Below are 18,180 nucleotides of genomic sequence, written 5' to 3'. Positions count from 1 at the left end.
CTATGACCCTGCTGAACAACATCGGGGTGAGTGACGTCCAGGGAAACGACATCCAGGCCTGGACCACTGCCTGCGCCTACGACTTTCTGCTGCCGTGCCGGGGTGTCGGGGTGCTGCTGGCCGGTGGTGTCCAGGCCGCGCTGTTCCGTCTCGACGACGGATCGCTGCACGCGGTTGGCAACATCGACCCGTTCAGCGGCGCCGCGGTGATGTCGCGGGGCATCGTCGGTGATCGCGCAGGCCGCGCAACCGTGCAGTCTCCGCTGAAGAAGCAGAGCTTCGCCCTCGACGACGGCGTTTGTCTCGACGATCCCGACGTGGTTCTGCCGGTATACGTGACGCGGGTCACCCCCGATGGCGACGTCCAGATCGGCTCCTGAGTTACTCGCCGAAACTGCGGCTGAGCAGGGACTCACGCGAACTACTGCCGCTGGACAGCCACATAGACAGGGCAGATTCCACCGAAAAAAGGGACTTTTGGCCCCATGCGGTGGGCGGGCGTAGGCGATACATTCGCCGCCATGACCTACGTGATCGGCAGCGCGTGTGTGGACATCGTCGACAAGTCCTGTGTGCAGGAATGCCCTGCGGACTGCATCTATGAGGGCGACCGGGCGATGTATATCAACCCCAACGAATGCGTGGACTGCGGGGCATGCAGCATCGCATGTCGGGTGGATGCCATCTACTACGAGGCTGACCTGCCCGGCGAGCAGGCGGAGTACCTCGAGGACAACGCCGCCTTCTTCACCTCGACGTTGGCCGGGCGGGACGCACCTCTGGGCGATCCGGGCGGTGCGGAGCACGTGGGCCGCGTCGGAGCCGACACCCCGTTGGTGGCGAGCCTGCCGCCTTCTGAGACGCCACACCCGTAGATCTATCGGCGAAACAGCGTTCCAGCAGCAGGATCGCGCTCGAGGGGTCTGCTGGAATGCGGCTGACAACTAAATCCAGAGTTGCGCTAGTGCGCTCACCAGCACTCCGGTGTCCTGGTCGTCGATGTTGCAGCTGATCGCCAGCGACGTTCGCCGGTCACTGCTGACCCGAAAATCCGAGACGAATCCGCCCCAAGCGCCTTCGTGACCGATCGAGCCATCGGGCAGCAAGCTGATCCCGGCGCCGTAGCGCTCCGCACCGTCGGGCACCGCTCCGGCCAGTTGTGCGGCTAGCAAGGCCCGGCCGCCTACCCGGCCGGTTCGGTAGTTGTCTGCCCAACGGACGAGTTGGCTGGGCGTGGTCTGGATCGCGCCGTCGCCGATCTGCTCCCAGGAGGAGTCGGCCACCAGGTATCCCCCGCCGTCCTGTGCGTACGGTACCGCCTCGTTGCTAGTCGTGCCCGCCGGATCCAACACCATCACAAGGTCGAGTGGCTGGAAGATGTTCACGTTCAGATACTTCGGCAGTGGTTGGCCCGAGGCCTCGCTGACAATCTCGGCCAGCAGGATGTAGTTGGAGTTGGAGTACTCGAACTGGGCCCCGGGCTCAAAGTCCAGTTCCGGTACGGCCCCCAGCACAGTCAGAGCGTCGGCTTGCGTCGCGCGGCCATTCTCCTCGACCCCCGCATCGTCAAGAAGCCCGATGTAGTCCGGAATGCCACTGGTCTGGTGTATCAACTGCGCGACGGTGACCGAGTCCGCCCATCGCGGGAGCCCGGGCAGATGACCGGACAGCGGGTCGTCAAGCGCCAGCTTGCCCTCCTGGACGAGGAGGAGAACGGCGGTGGCGGTGAATTGCTTTGACACAGAGGCGATATCGAACACAGTGTCCGCGGTGATCGCGGCACCGGTTGCCAAGTCCGCAAGGCCGCGGACCCCTGTCCAGACCACCGTCCCCTCGACACCGACTGCAGCCGAACAGCCAGGATCTTCAGCGTTGATGGCGCCGTCCAGCAGAGCTTGGCTCCGTGCCGTGCGGTCCCCGGGTTCTGGACCGACGGTGGAGGCCGCGGGCCCCCGACCGCTGCAGGCGCCGACCAACAGGGCGACCGCAAGAAGGACGGGCATCCTCGGCATCCGCTGATTGTAAGCAGTTTGAGCTTGTAAGCAGTTTGAGCGCCAATGCTGTTGGACAAGGCACGACTGTCCTTGTTGCTACGCGAAGGCTGACACGACGCCGGAAGAAGCCTGACTGGGTACTCGCCGTGGACTCCCTCTTGTCGAGGCGCGAGCCCGAAGGAACCGGCTGGCGATCAAGCGCGCCACCCCCGGATGCCTGCCCAGCGGGTCTGTCACCAGATCGGCCCCGCTGCTACGCAACCGATCCTGGAACAGGCCCTCGGACAACAGGTATGACGTGACGACAACACGTCTGCCCCGGTGATGCCCGCGCATTGCCGCGACGGCATCGGCCACCCTGGGCTCGCCGGTGGCGGCAAACGCCAGTTCGACCCGCGAACCGATCGTCGCCGACAGCCATGTCGCTGTCGTGTGCAGATCGCGCATGGCGGCCGGGTCCGATGTTCCCGCCGCAGCGAGGAGTACCGCATCGTCGGGTCGCCAACCGGATTCGATCAGCCGGTCGACCAGCACCCGGATCAGCTGTGGATCGGGGCCGAGGGCGCGGGTGATGGTCACGTCGTTGTGTCCGCTGGCCTGCACGTGGGCCGGGATATCGCCGCCGACGTGGTAACCACGGGCCAGGAAAGCCGGCACCAGCACTGTCGGCTGGTCCAACGTCGCGCTCAGCAACTCGCGAGGTGTCGGGCCGAGCACGTCGACGAATGCGACGTCCACCGGTCGAGCCAACGCGTCGGCGACCTTAGCCGCCAGGTCGCCGATCAGCGACACACCTCGCTGCTTGCGGGTTCCGTGCGCTACCAGGAGGAAGTTCACGACTCAGGCTCCTCGTCGACGGCCAACCGGTAGCCACGTTTGACCACGGTGGACACCATCTTCTTGTCGCCCAGCGCGGTTCTCAGCCGCAGCACGGCCGTTTCGACGGCGTGGGTGTCGGTGCCGTTACCCGGAAGCGTCCGCAGCAGGTCGGCCCGGGACACCACCGCACCGGGATGGTGCGCCAACGTCCGGATCGTCGCCATCGCCGCCGGTGACAGCGCCTTGACCACACCGTCGACCAGCACACACGTGCCGCGGATCTCGAGCAGGTGGCCCGCGACGCGGATTGTGCGGGATTGCAGCAGGGGAAGTTCGTCGGTGATGTGACGAGCCAGCGCACCCAACCGCATCCGCTCGGGCGCTGAGGTCGGCACACCGAGCCGCACCAGCGGCCGCGCCGTCACCGGGCCGACGCACATCGCGTGCACATTGCTGCGCAGCGCCGAGAGCACTTCGTTCTCGATGCCCAGTTCTGCGGCGCGCATCAGTACCGACGCGACTGCGGGCGCCGAGGTGAAGCTGACCGCGTCGAACTTCTGCTCGGCGATACCGTCTACCAGTTGATCGAATTCGCCGTTTCGCGGTGCCGCATGCCAGCGGTACACCCGGATCGGCACGACCTGCGCTCCGGCCGCGCGCAACTCGTCGAGGAATTCTGGAAACGGATCCCAATCTGCGGTGGCGCCGTGCAGTTGCACGGCGATACGGGTACCGGAAATACCGCCTTCGACCAAATAGTGCAGGACCTCGCGGGAGGACTCCGACTCCGGCGACCACTCCTCGGGCAGGCCGGCCGCGCGCAGCGCGCCGGTGGCTTTCGGGCCGCGGGACACGATGCGAGCCTTGCCCAGGGCGGTCGTCAGCTCGGTGGCCAGGCCCCAGCCATCAGCCGCCGCGATCCAGCCGCGGAAGCCGATTCCGGTAGTGGCGATGACGATGTCGGGTGGGGCGTCGATCAAGGAATCCGTTCGCGCGCGCAGTTCGTCGTCATCGGGTAGCGCCACCATCTCGATGGCGGCCGCGCTGGTCACCGTCGCGCCGCGACGCTTCAGCAGTGCCCCGAGTTCGTCTGCGCGCCGCGCTGATGTCACTGCCACCCGGAATCCGGTGAGCGGTGACCAGTCCGGCTCCTTCATGCCCACTTGTCTATTCAGGTGGCGTTTCGTCGTGATTAACCCGCGGTTGCGCGCGGGTGTCTCCCCCGCTCAGGCGATGAATTTCCGCTCACCGCCGCGGTGCCCCCGCTGTGAAGTCGCCGGTCTTGTGATGTCACCAGACATCGCCGTTGCGCCAGTCGCAGGTGATCGCCGCGGTGGTGTCGAGCATCACGCCGGGCGGCAGTTCGCCGGGCAGGACGAACAGCGAGCCGTCGTCGTCGGGGGTTCGGGTCGGTCCATCGGGCGCCAGCACAAATGTCGGTCCGGCCCACGGCAGCCACCCGCGGGCGGTGTACAGCGGCCTGCCCAGGTCGCTCGAACCCAGCGCGCCCACGTGGTATCCGCCCCGCACCACTTGTTCGACGGCGTCCATCAGCGCGTTTCCCAGCCCCTGGCCGCGGTGGTCCTCCCTGACCGCGAGGCCCTCGACGTATCCGCACCGCAGCGCGGTGTCACCGTAGAGAAGTCGCCGCTGCACGACCGCCGCGTGCCCGATCAGCGCGCCGCGCTGGCAGATCACGGCATGCATCCCGCCGAGAGCGTGCTCCCAGTCGGCGTCGGTGAACGCGCCGCCAGGAGCCGCACCGAAGGCTTCCATCACCATCAAGCGGGCATGTTCGCGCATCTCGTCGTCGAGATCGGAGGTGTGGACGAGGCGGGCACGCACACCACCGGTTCTACCACCGCGGCGGAGTCGCGTGTCAGATACCGGCCGGCCGCAGCGCGCACCGGCAGGTCAGCTGGCAATACCGCCCGAGCGCCGCCTGGGCCGTGACCAATGCAACTGCGCCTGCTGGCCGGGACGCGCCTGGGCGACCTGGTCGATGTCGTGGTCGACCAGCACGCCGACTACCGGGTAGCCCCCGGTCACCGGGTGGTCGGGACCCAGAATCACCGGAAGTCCGTTCGGCGGAACCTGGATAGCACCCCGGGTGGCTCCCTCGCTGGGCAGCTGGCGTTCGGGCCGGCGGTACTCCAGCGGCGTCCCGACCAACCGTGTGCCCACCCGGTCGCTGCGGCTGGTGACCTGCCAGTTGGTCCGGACCAGGATGTCGGGGTCGACGAACCAGTCGTCGCGCGGGCCCGGCACGACCCTCAGCTCAAGTACGTCTTCGGCAACTGCGGCCACCGGAGCGTGGTCCAGCTCGGGGAAAGCGGCCCCGGGCTCGCCGATGGGCAGCACATCGCCCCGCTGCAGCGGTGGCGGGCCGATCCCGGACAGCACGTCGTAGCTGCGCGAGCCCAGCGCCGGGGCGACGTCGAAGCCGCCGCGCACCGCCAGATACGAGCGCAGGCCCGCTCGCGGCGGCGCCAGCGAGATCACGTCGCCCGCCCGGGCGTGATAGACGCTGTTGGTACCGACAGGGACTCCGTTCACAGTGGGGTCGGAGTCAGCGCCGGTCACGGCGATCATCATGGCGTCGTGGCCGGCGCCGCGGACCAGGGCGGCGAACCCGCCCAGCGTCACCTCCACGGTCGCCCGGTCATCCGGGTTGCCGACCAGCCGGTTGGCCAGGGCGTGTGACCGCCGGTCGGCCGCTCCGGAGCGCGTGACACCCAAGTGGGACAACCCCGGTCGGCCGAGGTCCTCGACCAGGGCCAGCGGGCCCGGTTGCAGGATCTCCAGCGCCGCTCCGCGCATCGGCTGTCGGTTCGCTCCGCACGCTTCGCTCATGAACTCACCGCACGAAATTGCACCCACATACCGGGAGTCAGCAGCGCCGGGCTGTCCCGGTCGAGATCCCACACCACGGCCGCGGTGCGCCCGATCAGCTGCCAGCCGCCGGGAGACTCTCGCGGGTAGATTCCGCTGAACTCGCCGGCCAACCCGACCGAGCCGACGGGCACCTTGGTGCGCGGGTCCGATCTTCTGGGCACGGCCAGACGTTCGTCGCCGCCCACCAGATAGGCGAAGCCCGGGGCAAACCCGCTGAATCCCACACGCCAGCATCGTCCGGTGTGCGCTGTGACGATCTCGTCGGGCGCCAGACCGGTCAGCCGGGCCACGTCCGCGAGATCCTCGCCGTCATAGGTGACGTCGATGACGATGTCGGCCCCCTCGACCGATTCGACGGCCGCGGCAATCCTTGGCCGCACCTGCGTGAGTCGCTGCCGGGTGGAGGCCTGATACCGGGATGCAGCCAGCTTCAGTAGAACCGTCCGGGCGGCCGGGACGATGTCCACGACGCCCGGCAAACCGGCCGCCCGTAGTGCGTCGGTCCACGTCAGAACCGCTGTGGTGCCGTCGAATGTCAGAAGAAGTGCCCGATCGCCGTAGTCGAGAACGCTGTCAGGGCCGCCCGCATGCATTGCCTTCATCATTTGGGCCACCGCATCATTTGCGCCACCGCCGGGTCACGGGACGGGCAGATAGGTCGGCTCGCGGCGCTTGATGAAGCCGATCACTCGGTAGGTGATGGGGAGCAGGAGTATTTCCACGGCGGTCTTGTAGAGCCATCCCAGCGCCGTGTAGTTGACGAAATCGCCGAAGCTGGTGATGCCGATGACGCTTGCCGCGATGGCGCAGAACACCACCGTGTCACCCAACTGCCCGACGAACGTCGACCCGATGAGCCGGGCCCACAGGTATTTCTCCTTGGTGCGTTCCTTGATCAGGACCACCACCCAGGCGTTGAGGGTCTGACCGACGATGAAACCCGCCAGCCCGGCCACGATCAGCCCGGTGTAGGCACCGGCGATGTTCTGGAAGTGCTCCTGGTTTTCGTAGAAGTCGGCAGCAGGTAGATACACCGTCACCCAGAACGCGGCTGCAGCAAGAATGTTCATCGCGAACCCGGTGAAAATCGCGCGGCGCGCGGCCTTGAACCCGTACACCTCCGACAGCACATCGCCGATCACATAGGTCAGGGGGAACACGATGAACCCGCCGTCGGTGATGATCGGTCCGAACGCCACACCTTTGGTCGCGGTGACGTTGGAGACGATCACCAGTGCCGTGAACACCGCGACGAGAACCGGATAGTAGGCCGATCCCACTCGGGCGAAGGCGGCGTGGCTCTCCCGGTCGGCGGGCTGTTCGCTGCTCACCGCAACATTAGATCAGCCCAGCGCCGCGGCGATCATCCGCGGCAGCTCTGGGATCGGCGTCTTGCCGCAGGTCCTACGGCGTGGGGAGCGGCACCATGCCCACCGGCGGCCACACCGGCGGGGGAGCGGGAGCCGGCGCAGCCGGCGCACCAGGGAGGGCCGTGTTCGGGACGACGCCCGGAGGCAGTTCGCCCGGGGCCAGCATCGGCATCTGCCGCACGCCCATCGCATCGGCCATCGCCGGGTCCATCTGCGACGGGTAGAGCGCCTCGAAGAAGTCGTTGGAGTTGCGCATGTTCCACAACTCTCGCAGATAGCTGGTTTGACCCGTGTTGTCGAAGCTGCCGTTCTCCACCGGCGCGATGTATGGGGCACCGGTCGGCGGGGGTGCGGGGGCAGGGCCCGGGAGGGCGCCGTCTTCCCCGATAGGTGTGTAGGTGAAGACCTGGTTGGGTGCGGGTGCGGCGTCCCCCGGTCCGGGAGGCAGCGCCGGATCGACCGGCGCCGGCTGCGCACCGGCCTGGCCGGCGGCGGCCAGAGCGCCTCCGGCCACGAGCGCGCTGAGGACGGCGATCTTGATGCGGGGCAAAGGGGCCATAGTATGAAGGCTATCGGGTTGAGCGCCCACACGTTACTTCTCGGTGCCGGCGCTCCCTGTCGGCCGCTGTTCCCATCCGAGCCCGACAACTGCAGAATTGTTCCATGAGCTGCTGCGAGCACGTCAATGTCGCCGGCGAGAAGGTTGCCGGCCCGAATGCCGCCGACGAATTCGACACCGCGTTCACCGTCGACGCCTCCCGGGTCACCTTCGGTCGGGGATGTCTGCGGGAAGTCGGTGATCGGGCACGAGCCCTGGGCATCACCCGGGTGGCGTTGTTCTCCGATGCCGTCGTCTCCGGCCTCGCCGTCTTCGACACGGTTGCCCGGTCGTTGCGCGAATCGGGTATCGACGTGGTGTGCTTCACCGAAGCGCGCGTGGAACCCACCGATGAATCGTTGCGAGAAGCAGCAGCTTTCGCCTCCGAGGTCCAGCCGGACGGCTACGTTTCTGTTGGCGGCGGCTCGGTTCTCGATACCGCCAAAGCGGCGAACCTCTACGCGAGTCATCCCGCCGAATTCCTCGACTACGTGAACGCGCCCGTCGGCGCGGGAAAGCCCGTGCCGGGCCCGCTGCGGCCGCACATCGCATGTCCCACGACGTCAGGCACCGGTAGTGAGGTCACCGGCATCGCGATCTTCGATCTGCTGTCGATGTCGGCCAAGACCGGAATCGCCTCTCCGGCACTGCGCCCCACCGAAGCGCTTGTTGACCCGGAAAGCACTGACACCCTGCCCGCCAACGTCGTCGCGTGCAGCGGACTCGATGTGCTTTCGCACGCTCTGGAGTCCTACACCGCCCGCCCCTTCGACCGGCGCGCGGTGCCGCACCGGCCGATCCAGCGCCCCATGAGCCAAGGCGCCAACCCGTGGAGCGACCTGGGTAGCCGGGAAGCCCTGCGACTGCTCGGCCGCTATCTCGAGCGAGCCGTGAGCGACGCATCCGATCGCGAGGCCCGGGAACAGACGATGTGGGCGGCGACGTTGGCGGGCATTGCATTCGGCAACGCCGGGGTACACATCCCCCACGCCATGGCCTACGCGGTGGCCGGTCAGGTGCGCGACTTTCACGCCAGCGGGTACCCGGGAACCGAACCCCTCGTACCCCATGGCATGGCGGTGATTCTCAACGCGCCGTCCGTTTTTCGGCTTACCTCCCACACAGATCCAGCCAGGCACCTCGACGCTGCACGGCAGCTCGGCGCAAGGGCTGAGGAGGGTGCGTCCCGCAGTGAGGCAGGCGACGTCCTGGCCGAACAGCTGATCCGAATCATGCGCAATGTCGGCATGCCGGAGGGTCTGGCCGGCGTGGGATACGACCGGAGGGATGCACCCGCTCTGGTCGACGGGGCCTGGCCTCAACAGCGGTTGCTGAAAAACGCACCCGTCGAGGTCGACGAAGCCCTGCTGATCCGGGCCTTCGAGCAGGCGCTGGCCTACTGGTGAACGCGATCCAAGACCCCGCTGTCCGGCCAACCTGACATCGGGGACAGCGAGCCAAGGCCGAGAACGGCGCGCGGGCTGTGCCATTGAGGACGATCGCGGCCATTGAGGACGATCGCGGCGTCGGTTCGGGGCGGCAGCACCCGAATCTGAGCGAGCCTCCCCGATTCTTCGTCGATGAGGTGGTAGCCATCCATTCGTACGGTCACGATTGCCACCGAGCGGACGCCGAGCGGGCCTGCACCGCTATTTTTTCGCGCCCTACCGACAGGACTGAATTCGATGCGGGAAGCGAGTATCGGCACGGCGACGCCGTCGCGCGGCCGGTACTTTCGCTGGCCGCTGCGGCGACTCTCGATCGAGGACCGGCACTCAGCCATGGACCACCTGATGGTGGCGCCGTCGGCCACGGTTGTATGGCGATTCGCGGTCCTGATGTTCTTGTCCAGCATGGTCGCGGCGATAGGGCTGGTGCAGAACTCGGTGGCGGTCGTGATCGGCGCGATGATGATCGCCCCACTGATGGCGCCCATCATGGGAATTGCTGCCTGCTTGATCATGGGATGGGGGCGGCGGCTGCTGACCGGATTGCTGCTGGTCTCACTGTCCGCGCTGGGTGCCGTGGCCGTGGGATGGCTATTCGCCACCTTGCTGGCCGGTGCGGCCACCGAGGTGCCCTCCCAAGTTGTTGGACGCTCCAGCCCCGACATCCGCGACCTGCTGGTCGCGCTCGGAGCCGGTGCAGCCGGCGCATACGCGACCGTTCACAAGAAGATCTCCGGCGCTCTGCCCGGCGTCGCGGTCGCTGTTGCACTCGTGCCGCCGCTGGCGGCGATCGGTGTGCTGTTGGGCTACGGGCAACCGCAGTTGGCCCGCGGCGCCACGCTGCTCTTTCTGACCAACCTCATCGGCATCGTGCTGATGGCGGCGGTGGTGTTTCTCCTGACCGGCTTCGTCCCCAGGCACAGATTCCGCACGCATCGCCGCTGGATCGTCGGTTCGGTGGTCACGACCGCCATGTGCACGGTGGCGGTCACGCTGATCCTGACGCCGCGGTTCATCGAGCTCAGCGGCCGGGCACACGATCTCAAGGTCGCCACCCAAACCATCACTGGTCTGCTGGGCCCCGGCAGTAGGCTCAGCCACACCACCATCTCCGGGGGAACCGTCCGCGCGGACGTGACCGGCGAAACCGCGCCGCCACCGGTAGGGGATGTCGCGGCCGCTCTCACTCGGGCACTGGGCTACCCCGTCACCGTGCAACTGGGGTGGATTCCGATGCAGGACCCCGAGCACATCCAGAAGGAAACGCCTCAGCTGCCACTGAGCGATCTGAGCCCGGTCGTCGAGAAGTGGCTTGTGACGCAATCGTTGACCCTGCAAGGGCTCAGCTATCAGTCCGGCACCTTGGTGATTTCCACGGCCGGGCCTGTTCCGCCCAAGAGTTCGGAGGACCTGAACAGTCTCATCAGCGCGAAGTTCAAGCAGGACATCCCGGTGAGCCTGGCCTGGACCTACACCCCCGGGGCCACCGAGCCGGACGACATCGAGACCGCGCTGGTCGCTGCCCGCGAGACCACCGCAGCGTGGTCCACCACAGAGCCGGACACCGAGGTGCTGAGCATCTCCGGGGGCGGCACCGCCAACGAGATCACCGTCACACTGATCGGGTCGGGCGAACCGGACGTCAGCACACTGCAGGATGAGCTGCGGACCAATCTGCCACAGGCCACGATCACCATCCAGTGGGTATCTGGCGGCCTGCTGATCAGCGACTCTCCCGAAACCAACACTGATACCAGGCTTGCCGGATCGAACCCCGAACCCGATCCGGGTGCCCGCCCGGGACCGCCACGCTGATAGCGGCACCCGCTATCGAGAAGTTCCTCGAACACCGACGTTCTGATGCAGTTGAGAGATAATCGCGTTGATGATGCACACGGTTTCGGTGGCCGCCCCTGACCGGGGTGTCCGGCTGCCCGCGGAGCCACCCAGCCCGCGAACGCGCCGTGGCGGATAACTTTCGCTTCCCCGGTTCAGCCGACGTCGTCGCCGCCTTGCGGCGGGCGGGAGTGGCCGAGGTCGATGCTTCGACCCGGCGCCGCGCCGAATACTCCAGTGACGCGTCGCTCTACCGCGTGATGCCCGATGTTGTGGCCTTTCCCCGGGAACCGGATGAGATCGGCGCAATCATCGAGGTGGGCCGTGCTCTGGAGATACCGCTCACTGCGCGCGGTGCCGGTACTTCGATCGCCGGCAACGCGGTAGGCCCGGGCGTCGTCCTCGACTGCTCTCGTCACCTCGACCGCATCCTCGGTATTGATCCCGGGTCGGCGACCGCGATCGTGCAACCCGGGGTGATACTCGACGACCTGCAGGGTGCCGCCGCCCCGCACGGCCTGCGGTTCGGACCCGACCCGTCCACCCATAGCCGATGCACGATCGGCGGAATGATCGGCAACAACGCCTGCGGTTCCCGGGCCCTGGGGTACGGGCGCACCGCCGACAACGTCGTCGCGGTCGAAATGGTGACCGGCGGCGGAGAGCTTCTCCGGGTGGCCAAGGGTGCTGACCGCGCCGGGTCGGCAACGCTGTCCGAGCTGGACGACCTGGTCGCGTCGAGGCTTGGCGTGATTCGCACCGAATTCGGCCGATTCAACCGGCAGGTGTCGGGTTACTCGCTGGAACACCTACTCCCCGAGCGTGGCTTCGACGTGGCCAAGGCGTTCGTCGGGACCGAGGGCACCTGGGGCCTGTTGCGCGAGGCGACCGTCAAACTGGTTCGCGCACCAGTCTCCCGCCTGCTGCTGATCGTGGGCTATCCCGATATGCCCGCTGCCGCTGACGCCGTCCCCGGACTGCTGCCGTTCCACCCGGTCGCGGTGGAGGGCCTGGATGCCCGCATCGTGAATGTGGTTCGGACCCGCAAGGGTGCCGCGGCGGTGCCCGAGTTGCCGGCCGGGCGGGGTTGGCTGCTGGTCGAGCTGTGCGGAGATGAACCGGCCGAGGTAGCCGCCCGCGCCGCCGCCGCACTCGCCGCAGCGGACGCCACGCAGGGCTGGGTGGTCGGGAATCCGAGCGAGGCGGCCGCGTTGTGGAAGATCCGCGAAGACGGCGCCGGACTCGCGGCACGGGCAACCGACCCGGCCGGCAAGTCCGGCTGGGAGGATGCCGCCGTCCCGCCCGAACATCTCGGTAGCTACCTGCGCGACTTCGAGAACCTGATGGCAGAGCGCGGACTGAGGGGAGTGCCTTATGGGCACTTCGGCGACGGCTGCGTTCACATACGTATCGATTTCCCGCTGAACCGTGCCGGCGGACGCCGGGTATTTCGGGAGTTCCTCACCGACGCTGCGAAACTCGTTGCCGGATATGGCGGCTCGATGTCCGGAGAGCATGGGGACGGGCGTGCTCGGGGTGAGCTACTGCCGCTGATGTATTCACCGGGCGCGATGGACACCTTTGCTGCGGTGAAGGACGTCTTCGACCCCGATGACATCCTGAACCCGGGTGTCGTCGTGCGGCCGCGCCCTCTGGACGGCGATCTTCGGGAGGCATCTGCTGCGCCGATGCGGTCGAATCTTGGGTTCGGATACCACCAGGACGGCGGCGATTTCAGCACCGCCGTGCATCGTTGCATCGGCGTCGGGAAATGCCGGGTCACCAGTGGCCCCGGCGTCATGTGCCCGTCATTTCGCGCCACCAGAGACGAGAAGGATGCCACCCGCGGCCGGGCCAGGGTGCTCCAGGAACTCGCCAACGGATCCACTGTGCGGGGTTGGCGTTCCCCGGAGATCTTGGAGTCACTCGACCTGTGTCTGTCGTGTAAAGCCTGCTCGTCGGAGTGCCCGACCGGAGTGGACATGGCAACCTTCAAGGCCGAGGCGCTGTTTCAGCGATATCGCCATCGGCCCAGGCCGGCCACCCACTACTCGCTGGGCTGGCTGCCGCGTTGGGCTCGGTTGGCTTCGGCGTTCCCGCAGACGGCCAACCGGTTGATGGCGGGACCGCTGGCCCCGCTCGGCAAGCGGGCTGCCGGTGTGGACTTGCGCCGTGACTTGCCTGTGTTCGCTCCCCGGACGTTCCGCCGTTGGTTCGCCGAACATCCGAGCTCCAGTGGTGAGCCGGTGATGCTCTGGGTGGACACCTTCACCGACCACTTCACCCCCGAAGTCGGCATCGCCGCGGTGAGCGTGCTCGAGCAGGCCGGTTACTCGGTGCGCATCCCGCAACGCCGGTTGTGTTGCGGGCTGACGTGGATCTCCACCGGACAACTCGATACGGCGCGGAAGAAGTTGCGCCGTAGCGTCACCGCCCTCGCCGGGGCGGCGCACGCCGGTATGCCCGTGGTCGGCCTGGAACCCTCCTGCACGGCGGTGTTCCGCGGTGACGCCGCCGACCTGCTGGGTGAAAGCGAATCCACCGTCGCGGTCTCGCGGTCGGTACGGACCCTGGCTGAGCTACTCGGTGAGACCGTGGGCTGGCAACCGCCGGACCGGTCCGGTACCAGCGCCGTCGTGCAGCCGCACTGCCACCACCGCGCCGTTCTCGGGTTCGACGCCGACCTCGACATCCTGCAGCGCGCCGGTATCGCGATGCGGGTGGTGGAAGGCTGTTGCGGCCTGGCCGGCAACTTCGGTGCCGAGCGCGGCCACTACGACGTCAGCGTTGCCGTCGCGGAGAACGATTTGTTGCCCGCCGTCCGGCAGGACGACGGGAACTCGCCGGTGCTGACCGACGGCTTCTCCTGCCGCACCCAGCTTCTCGATCTGACCGGGCGCTCAGGGGTCCACCTGGCAGAACTGCTGGCCCAGCCGCCGGGCTAGCGCTCGGCGGGGCGATAGGCGGTCACCACGACGGCGCCGCCGAGCCCGATGTTGTGCTGCAGTGCAACTCCGGCTTTCATGCCGGCGCCCTTCACCTGCCTCTTGCCGGCGGTTCCCCGGAGCTGCCAGGTGAGCTCGCTGGCTTGGGCGAGGCCGGTCGCGCCGAGGGGGTGGCCTTTGGAGATGAGACCGCCGGACGGGTTGACGACCCAGGTGCCGCCGTAGGTGGTGTCGTTGTTGTCGATGAGCTTGCCGCCGTCGCCCTCTGCGCAGAGTCCGAGCGCTTCATAGGTGAGCAGCTCATTCACCGAGAAGCAGTCGTGAAGTTCGATCACGTCGATGTCGTCGGGGCCGATCTCCGCTTGTTCGTATACCTTTCGCGCGGCCCGGCGCGTCATGTCGGCACCGACGATGGTGATTGCGCTCTTGTCGGCAAACGTCGACTCGAGATCGGTAACCATTGCCTGTCCGACGATCTCCACAGCCTGGGCGGCCAGACCGTGTTTGTCGACGAATGCCTCACTGGCCACGATGACCGCCCCAGACCCGTCGGACGTCGGCGAACACTGCAGCCTGGTGAGTTCGGCCGGCGGATAGATCATCTTCGCGGCCTTGACCTCGTCGAGGGTGTATTCAACCTGGAATTGCGCGTATGGATTGTTGACCGAATGCCTGTGGTTCTTCTCGCCGATCTTGGCGAACTGGTCGGTGGTGGTGCCGTAACGCTGCATGTGCTCCACCCCCGCCGCGCCGAACATCCAAGGCGCAACAGGAAAGGCGAACTCGAACAGCTCCGCCTCGGCCCGGATGTGACGTCCCAACGGCTGCTCACGGTCGCTGAGCCCGCCTTGCAGCGAGCCGGGTTGCATCTTCTCGAAGCCGAGTGCCAGCGCGCAGTCGGCGAGTCCACCGCGCACCGACTGCGTAGCCAGGAACAGCGCGGTGGATCCGGTGGAACAATTGTTGTTGACGTTGGTGATCGGGATTCCGGTCATGCCGAGTTCGTAGACTGCTCGCTGTCCGCAGGTCGAGTCGCCGTATACATAGCCCACGTGCGCCTGCTCGATCGACTCGAACGGTATGCCGGCGTCTTCGAGGGCTCTCGTCCCCGACTCCTTGGCCATGGCCGGATAGTCCCAGCCCTCGTCGGGGGCCGGGGTCGCTTCGCCGGCTTCGCTCCTACGCCCCGGTTTCTCGAACTTCGTCATCCCGACACCGATCACGAACGCTTTGTTTCCGCTCATCAGTTTCATGCTCCTTCGTCCGAATCGAGGCTGTCCATTGATCATCGCCCGCCCTGCTGTCACTTTGTTGGGCGGATCGCCTTGGGTGTGTCGGTCGGTGGTCTACTCTTGTGGCGTTGTGAGGGGGAGCACGTCGGATCGGAGGGCGCGATGTTTACGGTGACGAAGGCGGTGGTCCTCGCTATCGGCGCTGGCGCCCTGTCGCTGGGAGTAGCTGCGCCGGCAGGCGCCAACCCGGGGGATCCGTGCCCGCTCGCAGTCAGCTTCCTGTGTAACTTCGTGCCGATCGCACCAGACCTCGATCGCAACATAGACCTCACGCAGGACGCGGGCTTCATAGCCGGCCAGCCGGTTCCCCAGATGCCCAGCGGGCCGGACGCCGTCTACGGGCCCCCCGCCGACGTCTGCGCGAACGGCTGCATCTGACGAGTCTCGAACAGGCGTCCCGGTCAAGGCAGCAGTCGGTCTCGCATCGGCGCCTCCGCTGAGCGAGGCGCGCCCCGCTCGATGAACCACTCGGTCCCCATCGCCATGGCGAATGCTGCCGGAGGCATGGCCAGCATGAAGTGATCCGGTCCGATCTGACTTGCGTGCGCTGACATGGACATCCGCTTCTGCTCCAAATAACGCGAACAGTCCACCGCGGTGGTGATTGCCGACTCAGGGGAGCCGAAGTCCGGGTCCGTGCCCACATCGGGGATGGTGTCGGTGTCGATGCCGAACTCCCCGGCGTATTCGGTCAGGCGTGCGAAATGGTCGCGGTTCATGGTGGCCTCGAACACTCGGTCCACCGCCGCCCGTTCGGCGGCCAGGACCCCCACCCGGTGCACCTGGATATGGTCCGGGTGGCCGTACCCGCCATGGCTGTCGTAGATGGTCAGCACGTCGGCGCCCACGTCAGTCAGGATTGCCGACAAAGCGCCGGCCGCAACGTCGGGGTCGGCTCGCCAGAAGCTACCTTCAGCGTCGTTCGAGGCCTCACCCATCATTCCGCTGTCGCGGTAGCCCAAGAACTCGACCCGGGCCGCACCCAGGATCTCGGCGGACCGGTGGGACTCCTGCTCCCGGCGCCACGCGAGTGGTTCATCGGCGGCGAGCACGCCGTCGTCGACCTCACCCACCTCGCCTCTGGTGGCGAAGACGAGCACAGTGCGGTGACCTTCGGCGGCCGCTCGGGCCATGGTCCCGCCCGTGGCGATGGACTCGTCGTCAGGATGGGCGTGAAAGAACACGATCGTCGCCATCAAAGCGCCTCTGAATTAGCCGTCAGCGTCCGGGATTCCCTCAAGTTAGTAACGACGTGCAGTTCAGCGGCGTCGTAGGTCCATAGCCTCACCAGCACACCGTAGTTGAATTAGGAAGGTGAGCCCGACACGCGTGGGTGTGCCCGCGATCGTCGTCAGCGGCGAGGCCATCTGAACTTCCATCGTCGCACCATTGCCGCACCGCCTCGACGGCCTGCCGCGGTGCATCGGGTTGGTTCCCTTTCGTCTTGACGGGATTAGCTCTGCGGTTGACGGTGCCCCCGAATTCGGCTGCGGCCATGGAGATCTCACAAGTTTGGTCCGGGCCGGCTCGGCTGGGGGATTGGCGCGCATCGGCGCGGCGCATTCGGGGGTCCCCGGCGCCGGCAACAGGGTGCGGAACGGTCAAGCTGTACCGGACAATCGAGCAGGAGTTCTTTTTGATTTTTTGGGCATTTATCAGGGTTTTATCAGCTACGGTTTGAGGTGAGCATCTACTCGGGGGCGGGCTAGGTGTAAACATCGCGAACATAGGAGTGTTCTCATGGCCCAAAATATTCGTTCGTATGCCGCGGCCGGCGCGGCCCTCGCCGTGGCTGGCGCAGTTGCGGTTGCTCCGGTTCCATCGGAATCGCTTCCTGACAGGGCCCTGAGGTTGGCCTCGCCCGCGGTGCAACTCACCACCACCGCTGACCCGTTCTTGGCCTGGGTGGAGGTCTTCAACAACACTTCGGTCAACTTCGCAGCCCTTTCCGAGCAGTACCTCGAAGCCCCGTTCCCGGTGGTGCAGCAGGTCGTTGCGAATTGGTACAACTACGTCCAGATGTTGCCCGACATCGGACCGATCTTCGAGGACATCGTTGAGAACGCCAATGCGCTGGTCGAGAATCAGATTGCACCACAAGTAGACAACCTCGATGCGCTCCACCAGCTCATATTCAGCGTGGTGGAAGCCGAGATTCCGGCGAGCCTCAAGCCGCTGATTGATTACACGACCAACTACAACAGCGGAATGGTCATTGGCGCGCTGGGCCTGGTGGTCAGCCCATTGCTGGCGCTCGGCGATCAGCTCTCCGAGTTCGCCACCGAACTCGGTGCCGGTGAATTCGGCAATGCGATAAACGCCCTGATCAACATTCCTGCGGCGATGACCGACGGATTCTTCAACGGCCACGGGATACTCGACCTCACCTTCCTGGCGGGGATTCTCCCCGTGCCTCCCGGCACGGACGTCGAAGAGCTCGGCATAGCGATGGGCGGGCTGTTCAGCCCCGCCGGTTCGATTTTCAACTCACTGAACGCGGTCGTGAAGCTGACGGGCTTACCGAAGATCACCGTGCCCGGCGTAAAGGCCGGACTCCTCGGTTCCTGGTTCGCGGCCAATCAATCCTCGGCCGAGGCCATCGGCTGGAGCGGCGAGGGTAACCCCCTGGCGGCCCTACTGACCGACGGGGAAGAGGCGGAAGAAGAGGCAGAGGAAGAGGCCCCAGCAGCCTTGGCCGCAGCTGACACGGTGCCGGCTGGAGCCCTAGATGCCGAATTAACCGCCGTGACCGTCGACGTGGACGCTGACGTCGCCGAGGGGGATGTCGCCGAAGGTGATGCCGACGCCGACGTTGCCGAGGGTGATGCCGACGCCGACGTTGCCGAGGGTGATGCCGACGCCGACGTTGCCGAGGGTGATGCCGACGCCGACGTTGCCGAAGGTGATGCCGACGCCGACGTTGCCGAGGGTGATGCCGACGCCGACGTTGCCGAGGGTGATGCCGACGCCGACGTTGCCGAGG

18 protein-coding genes are annotated in these 18,180 nt (G+C 66.7%); 7 read left to right on the top strand and 11 right to left on the bottom strand.

Going from position 1 to position 18,180, the window contains the following annotated elements; all coding sequences use genetic code 11:
• Positions 1–2 precede the first annotated feature (2 nt).
• A complete protein-coding gene (nirD, locus tag ACPGXI_RS09435) occupies positions 3–380 on the top strand; it encodes a nitrite reductase small subunit NirD (RefSeq protein ID WP_526652126.1) in 378 nt (125 codons plus the stop codon).
• A 141-nt stretch (positions 381–521) separates the two neighbouring features.
• Positions 522–875 (top strand): ferredoxin, encoded by a 354-nt coding sequence (gene fdxA, locus ACPGXI_RS09430; protein ID WP_526652124.1) that lies wholly within the window; start codon positions 522–524, stop codon positions 873–875.
• Between the two features lie 69 nt (positions 876–944).
• Here fdxA and ACPGXI_RS09425 read toward each other — a convergent pair whose 3' ends face one another.
• The 8 genes from ACPGXI_RS09425 to ACPGXI_RS09390 all read right to left on the bottom strand — a co-directional run bounded on the left by ACPGXI_RS09425 (position 945) and on the right by ACPGXI_RS09390 (position 7,637).
• The gene (locus tag ACPGXI_RS09425; protein ID WP_526652122.1) at positions 945–2,012 is read right to left on the bottom strand and encodes a serine hydrolase domain-containing protein; all 1,068 of its coding nucleotides are present in this window, start codon (positions 2,010–2,012) and stop codon (positions 945–947) included.
• A gap of 78 nt (positions 2,013–2,090) precedes the next feature.
• Positions 2,091–2,831 (bottom strand): sirohydrochlorin chelatase, encoded by a 741-nt coding sequence (locus ACPGXI_RS09420; RefSeq protein ID WP_526652120.1) that lies wholly within the window; start codon positions 2,829–2,831, stop codon positions 2,091–2,093.
• Positions 2,828–3,970 carry a uroporphyrinogen-III synthase gene (locus ACPGXI_RS09415; protein WP_526652118.1) on the bottom strand — a complete coding sequence of 381 codons (1,143 nt, stop codon included), beginning with the start codon at positions 3,968–3,970 and terminating at the stop codon, positions 2,828–2,830. The genes ACPGXI_RS09420 and ACPGXI_RS09415 overlap by 4 nt, the downstream gene beginning before the upstream one ends.
• A 133-nt stretch (positions 3,971–4,103) precedes the next feature.
• Complete coding sequence (locus ACPGXI_RS09410) at positions 4,104–4,616, bottom strand: GNAT family N-acetyltransferase (protein WP_526652165.1); 513 nt, start codon at positions 4,614–4,616, stop codon at positions 4,104–4,106.
• Positions 4,617–4,727: 111 nt separating this feature from the next.
• Positions 4,728–5,633, bottom strand: a complete 906-nt coding sequence (locus ACPGXI_RS09405) for a 5-oxoprolinase subunit C family protein (RefSeq protein ID WP_526652163.1) — start codon at positions 5,631–5,633, stop codon at positions 4,728–4,730.
• Positions 5,634–5,662: 29 nt separating this feature from the next.
• Positions 5,663–6,313, bottom strand: a complete 651-nt coding sequence (locus tag ACPGXI_RS09400; RefSeq protein ID WP_526652116.1) for a 5-oxoprolinase subunit B family protein — start codon at positions 6,311–6,313, stop codon at positions 5,663–5,665.
• 33 nt (positions 6,314–6,346) lie between these two features.
• The gene (locus ACPGXI_RS09395) at positions 6,347–7,039 is read right to left on the bottom strand and encodes a queuosine precursor transporter (RefSeq protein WP_526652114.1); all 693 of its coding nucleotides are present in this window, start codon (positions 7,037–7,039) and stop codon (positions 6,347–6,349) included.
• A gap of 73 nt (positions 7,040–7,112) precedes the next feature.
• Positions 7,113–7,637, bottom strand: coding sequence for a hypothetical protein (locus ACPGXI_RS09390; RefSeq protein ID WP_526652112.1), 525 nt, complete (start codon positions 7,635–7,637; stop codon positions 7,113–7,115).
• Positions 7,638–7,741: 104 nt separating this feature from the next.
• Here ACPGXI_RS09390 and ACPGXI_RS09385 point away from each other — a divergent pair, with 104 nt between their 5' ends.
• Positions 7,742–9,082, top strand: a complete 1,341-nt coding sequence (locus tag ACPGXI_RS09385) for a hydroxyacid-oxoacid transhydrogenase (protein WP_526652111.1) — start codon at positions 7,742–7,744, stop codon at positions 9,080–9,082.
• On the opposite strand, the gene ACPGXI_RS09380 is transcribed toward ACPGXI_RS09385, so the two are convergent.
• The gene (locus ACPGXI_RS09380; RefSeq protein ID WP_526652109.1) at positions 9,073–9,288 is read right to left on the bottom strand and encodes a hypothetical protein; all 216 of its coding nucleotides are present in this window, start codon (positions 9,286–9,288) and stop codon (positions 9,073–9,075) included. The genes ACPGXI_RS09385 and ACPGXI_RS09380 overlap by 10 nt on opposite strands.
• 73 nt (positions 9,289–9,361) lie before the next feature.
• Here ACPGXI_RS09380 and ACPGXI_RS09375 point away from each other — a divergent pair, with 73 nt between their 5' ends.
• Positions 9,362–10,939 (top strand): DUF389 domain-containing protein, encoded by a 1,578-nt coding sequence (locus ACPGXI_RS09375; RefSeq protein ID WP_526652107.1) that lies wholly within the window; start codon positions 9,362–9,364, stop codon positions 10,937–10,939.
• Between the two features lie 149 nt (positions 10,940–11,088).
• Positions 11,089–13,905 carry an FAD-binding and (Fe-S)-binding domain-containing protein gene (locus tag ACPGXI_RS09370; protein ID WP_526652105.1) on the top strand — a complete coding sequence of 939 codons (2,817 nt, stop codon included), beginning with the start codon at positions 11,089–11,091 and terminating at the stop codon, positions 13,903–13,905.
• Here ACPGXI_RS09370 and ACPGXI_RS09365 read toward each other — a convergent pair.
• Positions 13,902–15,149 carry a thiolase family protein gene (locus tag ACPGXI_RS09365; protein WP_526652103.1) on the bottom strand — a complete coding sequence of 416 codons (1,248 nt, stop codon included), beginning with the start codon at positions 15,147–15,149 and terminating at the stop codon, positions 13,902–13,904. The genes ACPGXI_RS09370 and ACPGXI_RS09365 overlap by 4 nt on opposite strands.
• A gap of 150 nt (positions 15,150–15,299) precedes the next feature.
• On the opposite strand from ACPGXI_RS09365, the gene ACPGXI_RS09360 reads away from it, so the two are divergent.
• Positions 15,300–15,575, top strand: a complete 276-nt coding sequence (locus ACPGXI_RS09360; protein WP_526652101.1) for a fibronectin-binding protein — start codon at positions 15,300–15,302, stop codon at positions 15,573–15,575.
• Positions 15,576–15,598: 23 nt separating this feature from the next.
• On the opposite strand, the gene ACPGXI_RS09355 is transcribed toward ACPGXI_RS09360, so the two are convergent.
• The gene (locus ACPGXI_RS09355) at positions 15,599–16,393 is read right to left on the bottom strand and encodes a PIG-L family deacetylase (RefSeq protein ID WP_526652099.1); all 795 of its coding nucleotides are present in this window, start codon (positions 16,391–16,393) and stop codon (positions 15,599–15,601) included.
• A gap of 544 nt (positions 16,394–16,937) precedes the next feature.
• Between ACPGXI_RS09355 and ACPGXI_RS09350 the strand changes: the two genes are divergently transcribed.
• Positions 16,938–18,180: hypothetical protein (locus ACPGXI_RS09350; RefSeq protein ID WP_526652097.1), on the top strand; the 1,243-nt coding region annotated here is incomplete at its 3' end.

Origin of the sequence: Mycobacterium sp. (assembly GCF_049608025.1) — a bacterium.
GTDB lineage: Bacteria > Actinomycetota > Actinomycetes > Mycobacteriales > Mycobacteriaceae > Mycobacterium.
This window is presented reverse-complemented; position numbering and strand designations above follow the sequence as displayed.

Bases quoted from the DNA above. Each gene is read 5' to 3' on its own strand.
- nirD (WP_526652126.1), top strand. From the start codon at position 3: ATGACCCTGCTGAACAACATCGGGGTGAGTGACGTCCAGGGAAACGAC.
- fdxA (WP_526652124.1), top strand. From the start codon at position 522: ATGACCTACGTGATCGGCAGCGCGTGTGTGGACATCGTCGACAAGTCC.
- ACPGXI_RS09425 (WP_526652122.1), bottom strand. From the start codon at position 2,012: ATGCCGAGGATGCCCGTCCTTCTTGCGGTCGCCCTGTTGGTCGGCGCC.
- ACPGXI_RS09415 (WP_526652118.1), bottom strand. From the start codon at position 3,970: ATGAAGGAGCCGGACTGGTCACCGCTCACCGGATTCCGGGTGGCAGTG.
- ACPGXI_RS09410 (WP_526652165.1), bottom strand. From the start codon at position 4,616: ATGCGCGAACATGCCCGCTTGATGGTGATGGAAGCCTTCGGTGCGGCT.
- ACPGXI_RS09405 (WP_526652163.1), bottom strand. From the start codon at position 5,633: ATGCGCGGAGCGGCGCTGGAGATCCTGCAACCGGGCCCGCTGGCCCTG.
- ACPGXI_RS09400 (WP_526652116.1), bottom strand. From the start codon at position 6,313: ATGATGAAGGCAATGCATGCGGGCGGCCCTGACAGCGTTCTCGACTAC.
- ACPGXI_RS09390 (WP_526652112.1), bottom strand. From the start codon at position 7,637: ATGGCCCCTTTGCCCCGCATCAAGATCGCCGTCCTCAGCGCGCTCGTG.
- ACPGXI_RS09385 (WP_526652111.1), top strand. From the start codon at position 7,742: ATGAGCTGCTGCGAGCACGTCAATGTCGCCGGCGAGAAGGTTGCCGGC.
- ACPGXI_RS09375 (WP_526652107.1), top strand. From the start codon at position 9,362: ATGCGGGAAGCGAGTATCGGCACGGCGACGCCGTCGCGCGGCCGGTAC.
- ACPGXI_RS09365 (WP_526652103.1), bottom strand. From the start codon at position 15,149: ATGAGCGGAAACAAAGCGTTCGTGATCGGTGTCGGGATGACGAAGTTC.
- ACPGXI_RS09360 (WP_526652101.1), top strand. From the start codon at position 15,300: ATGTTTACGGTGACGAAGGCGGTGGTCCTCGCTATCGGCGCTGGCGCC.
- ACPGXI_RS09355 (WP_526652099.1), bottom strand. From the start codon at position 16,393: ATGGCGACGATCGTGTTCTTTCACGCCCATCCTGACGACGAGTCCATC.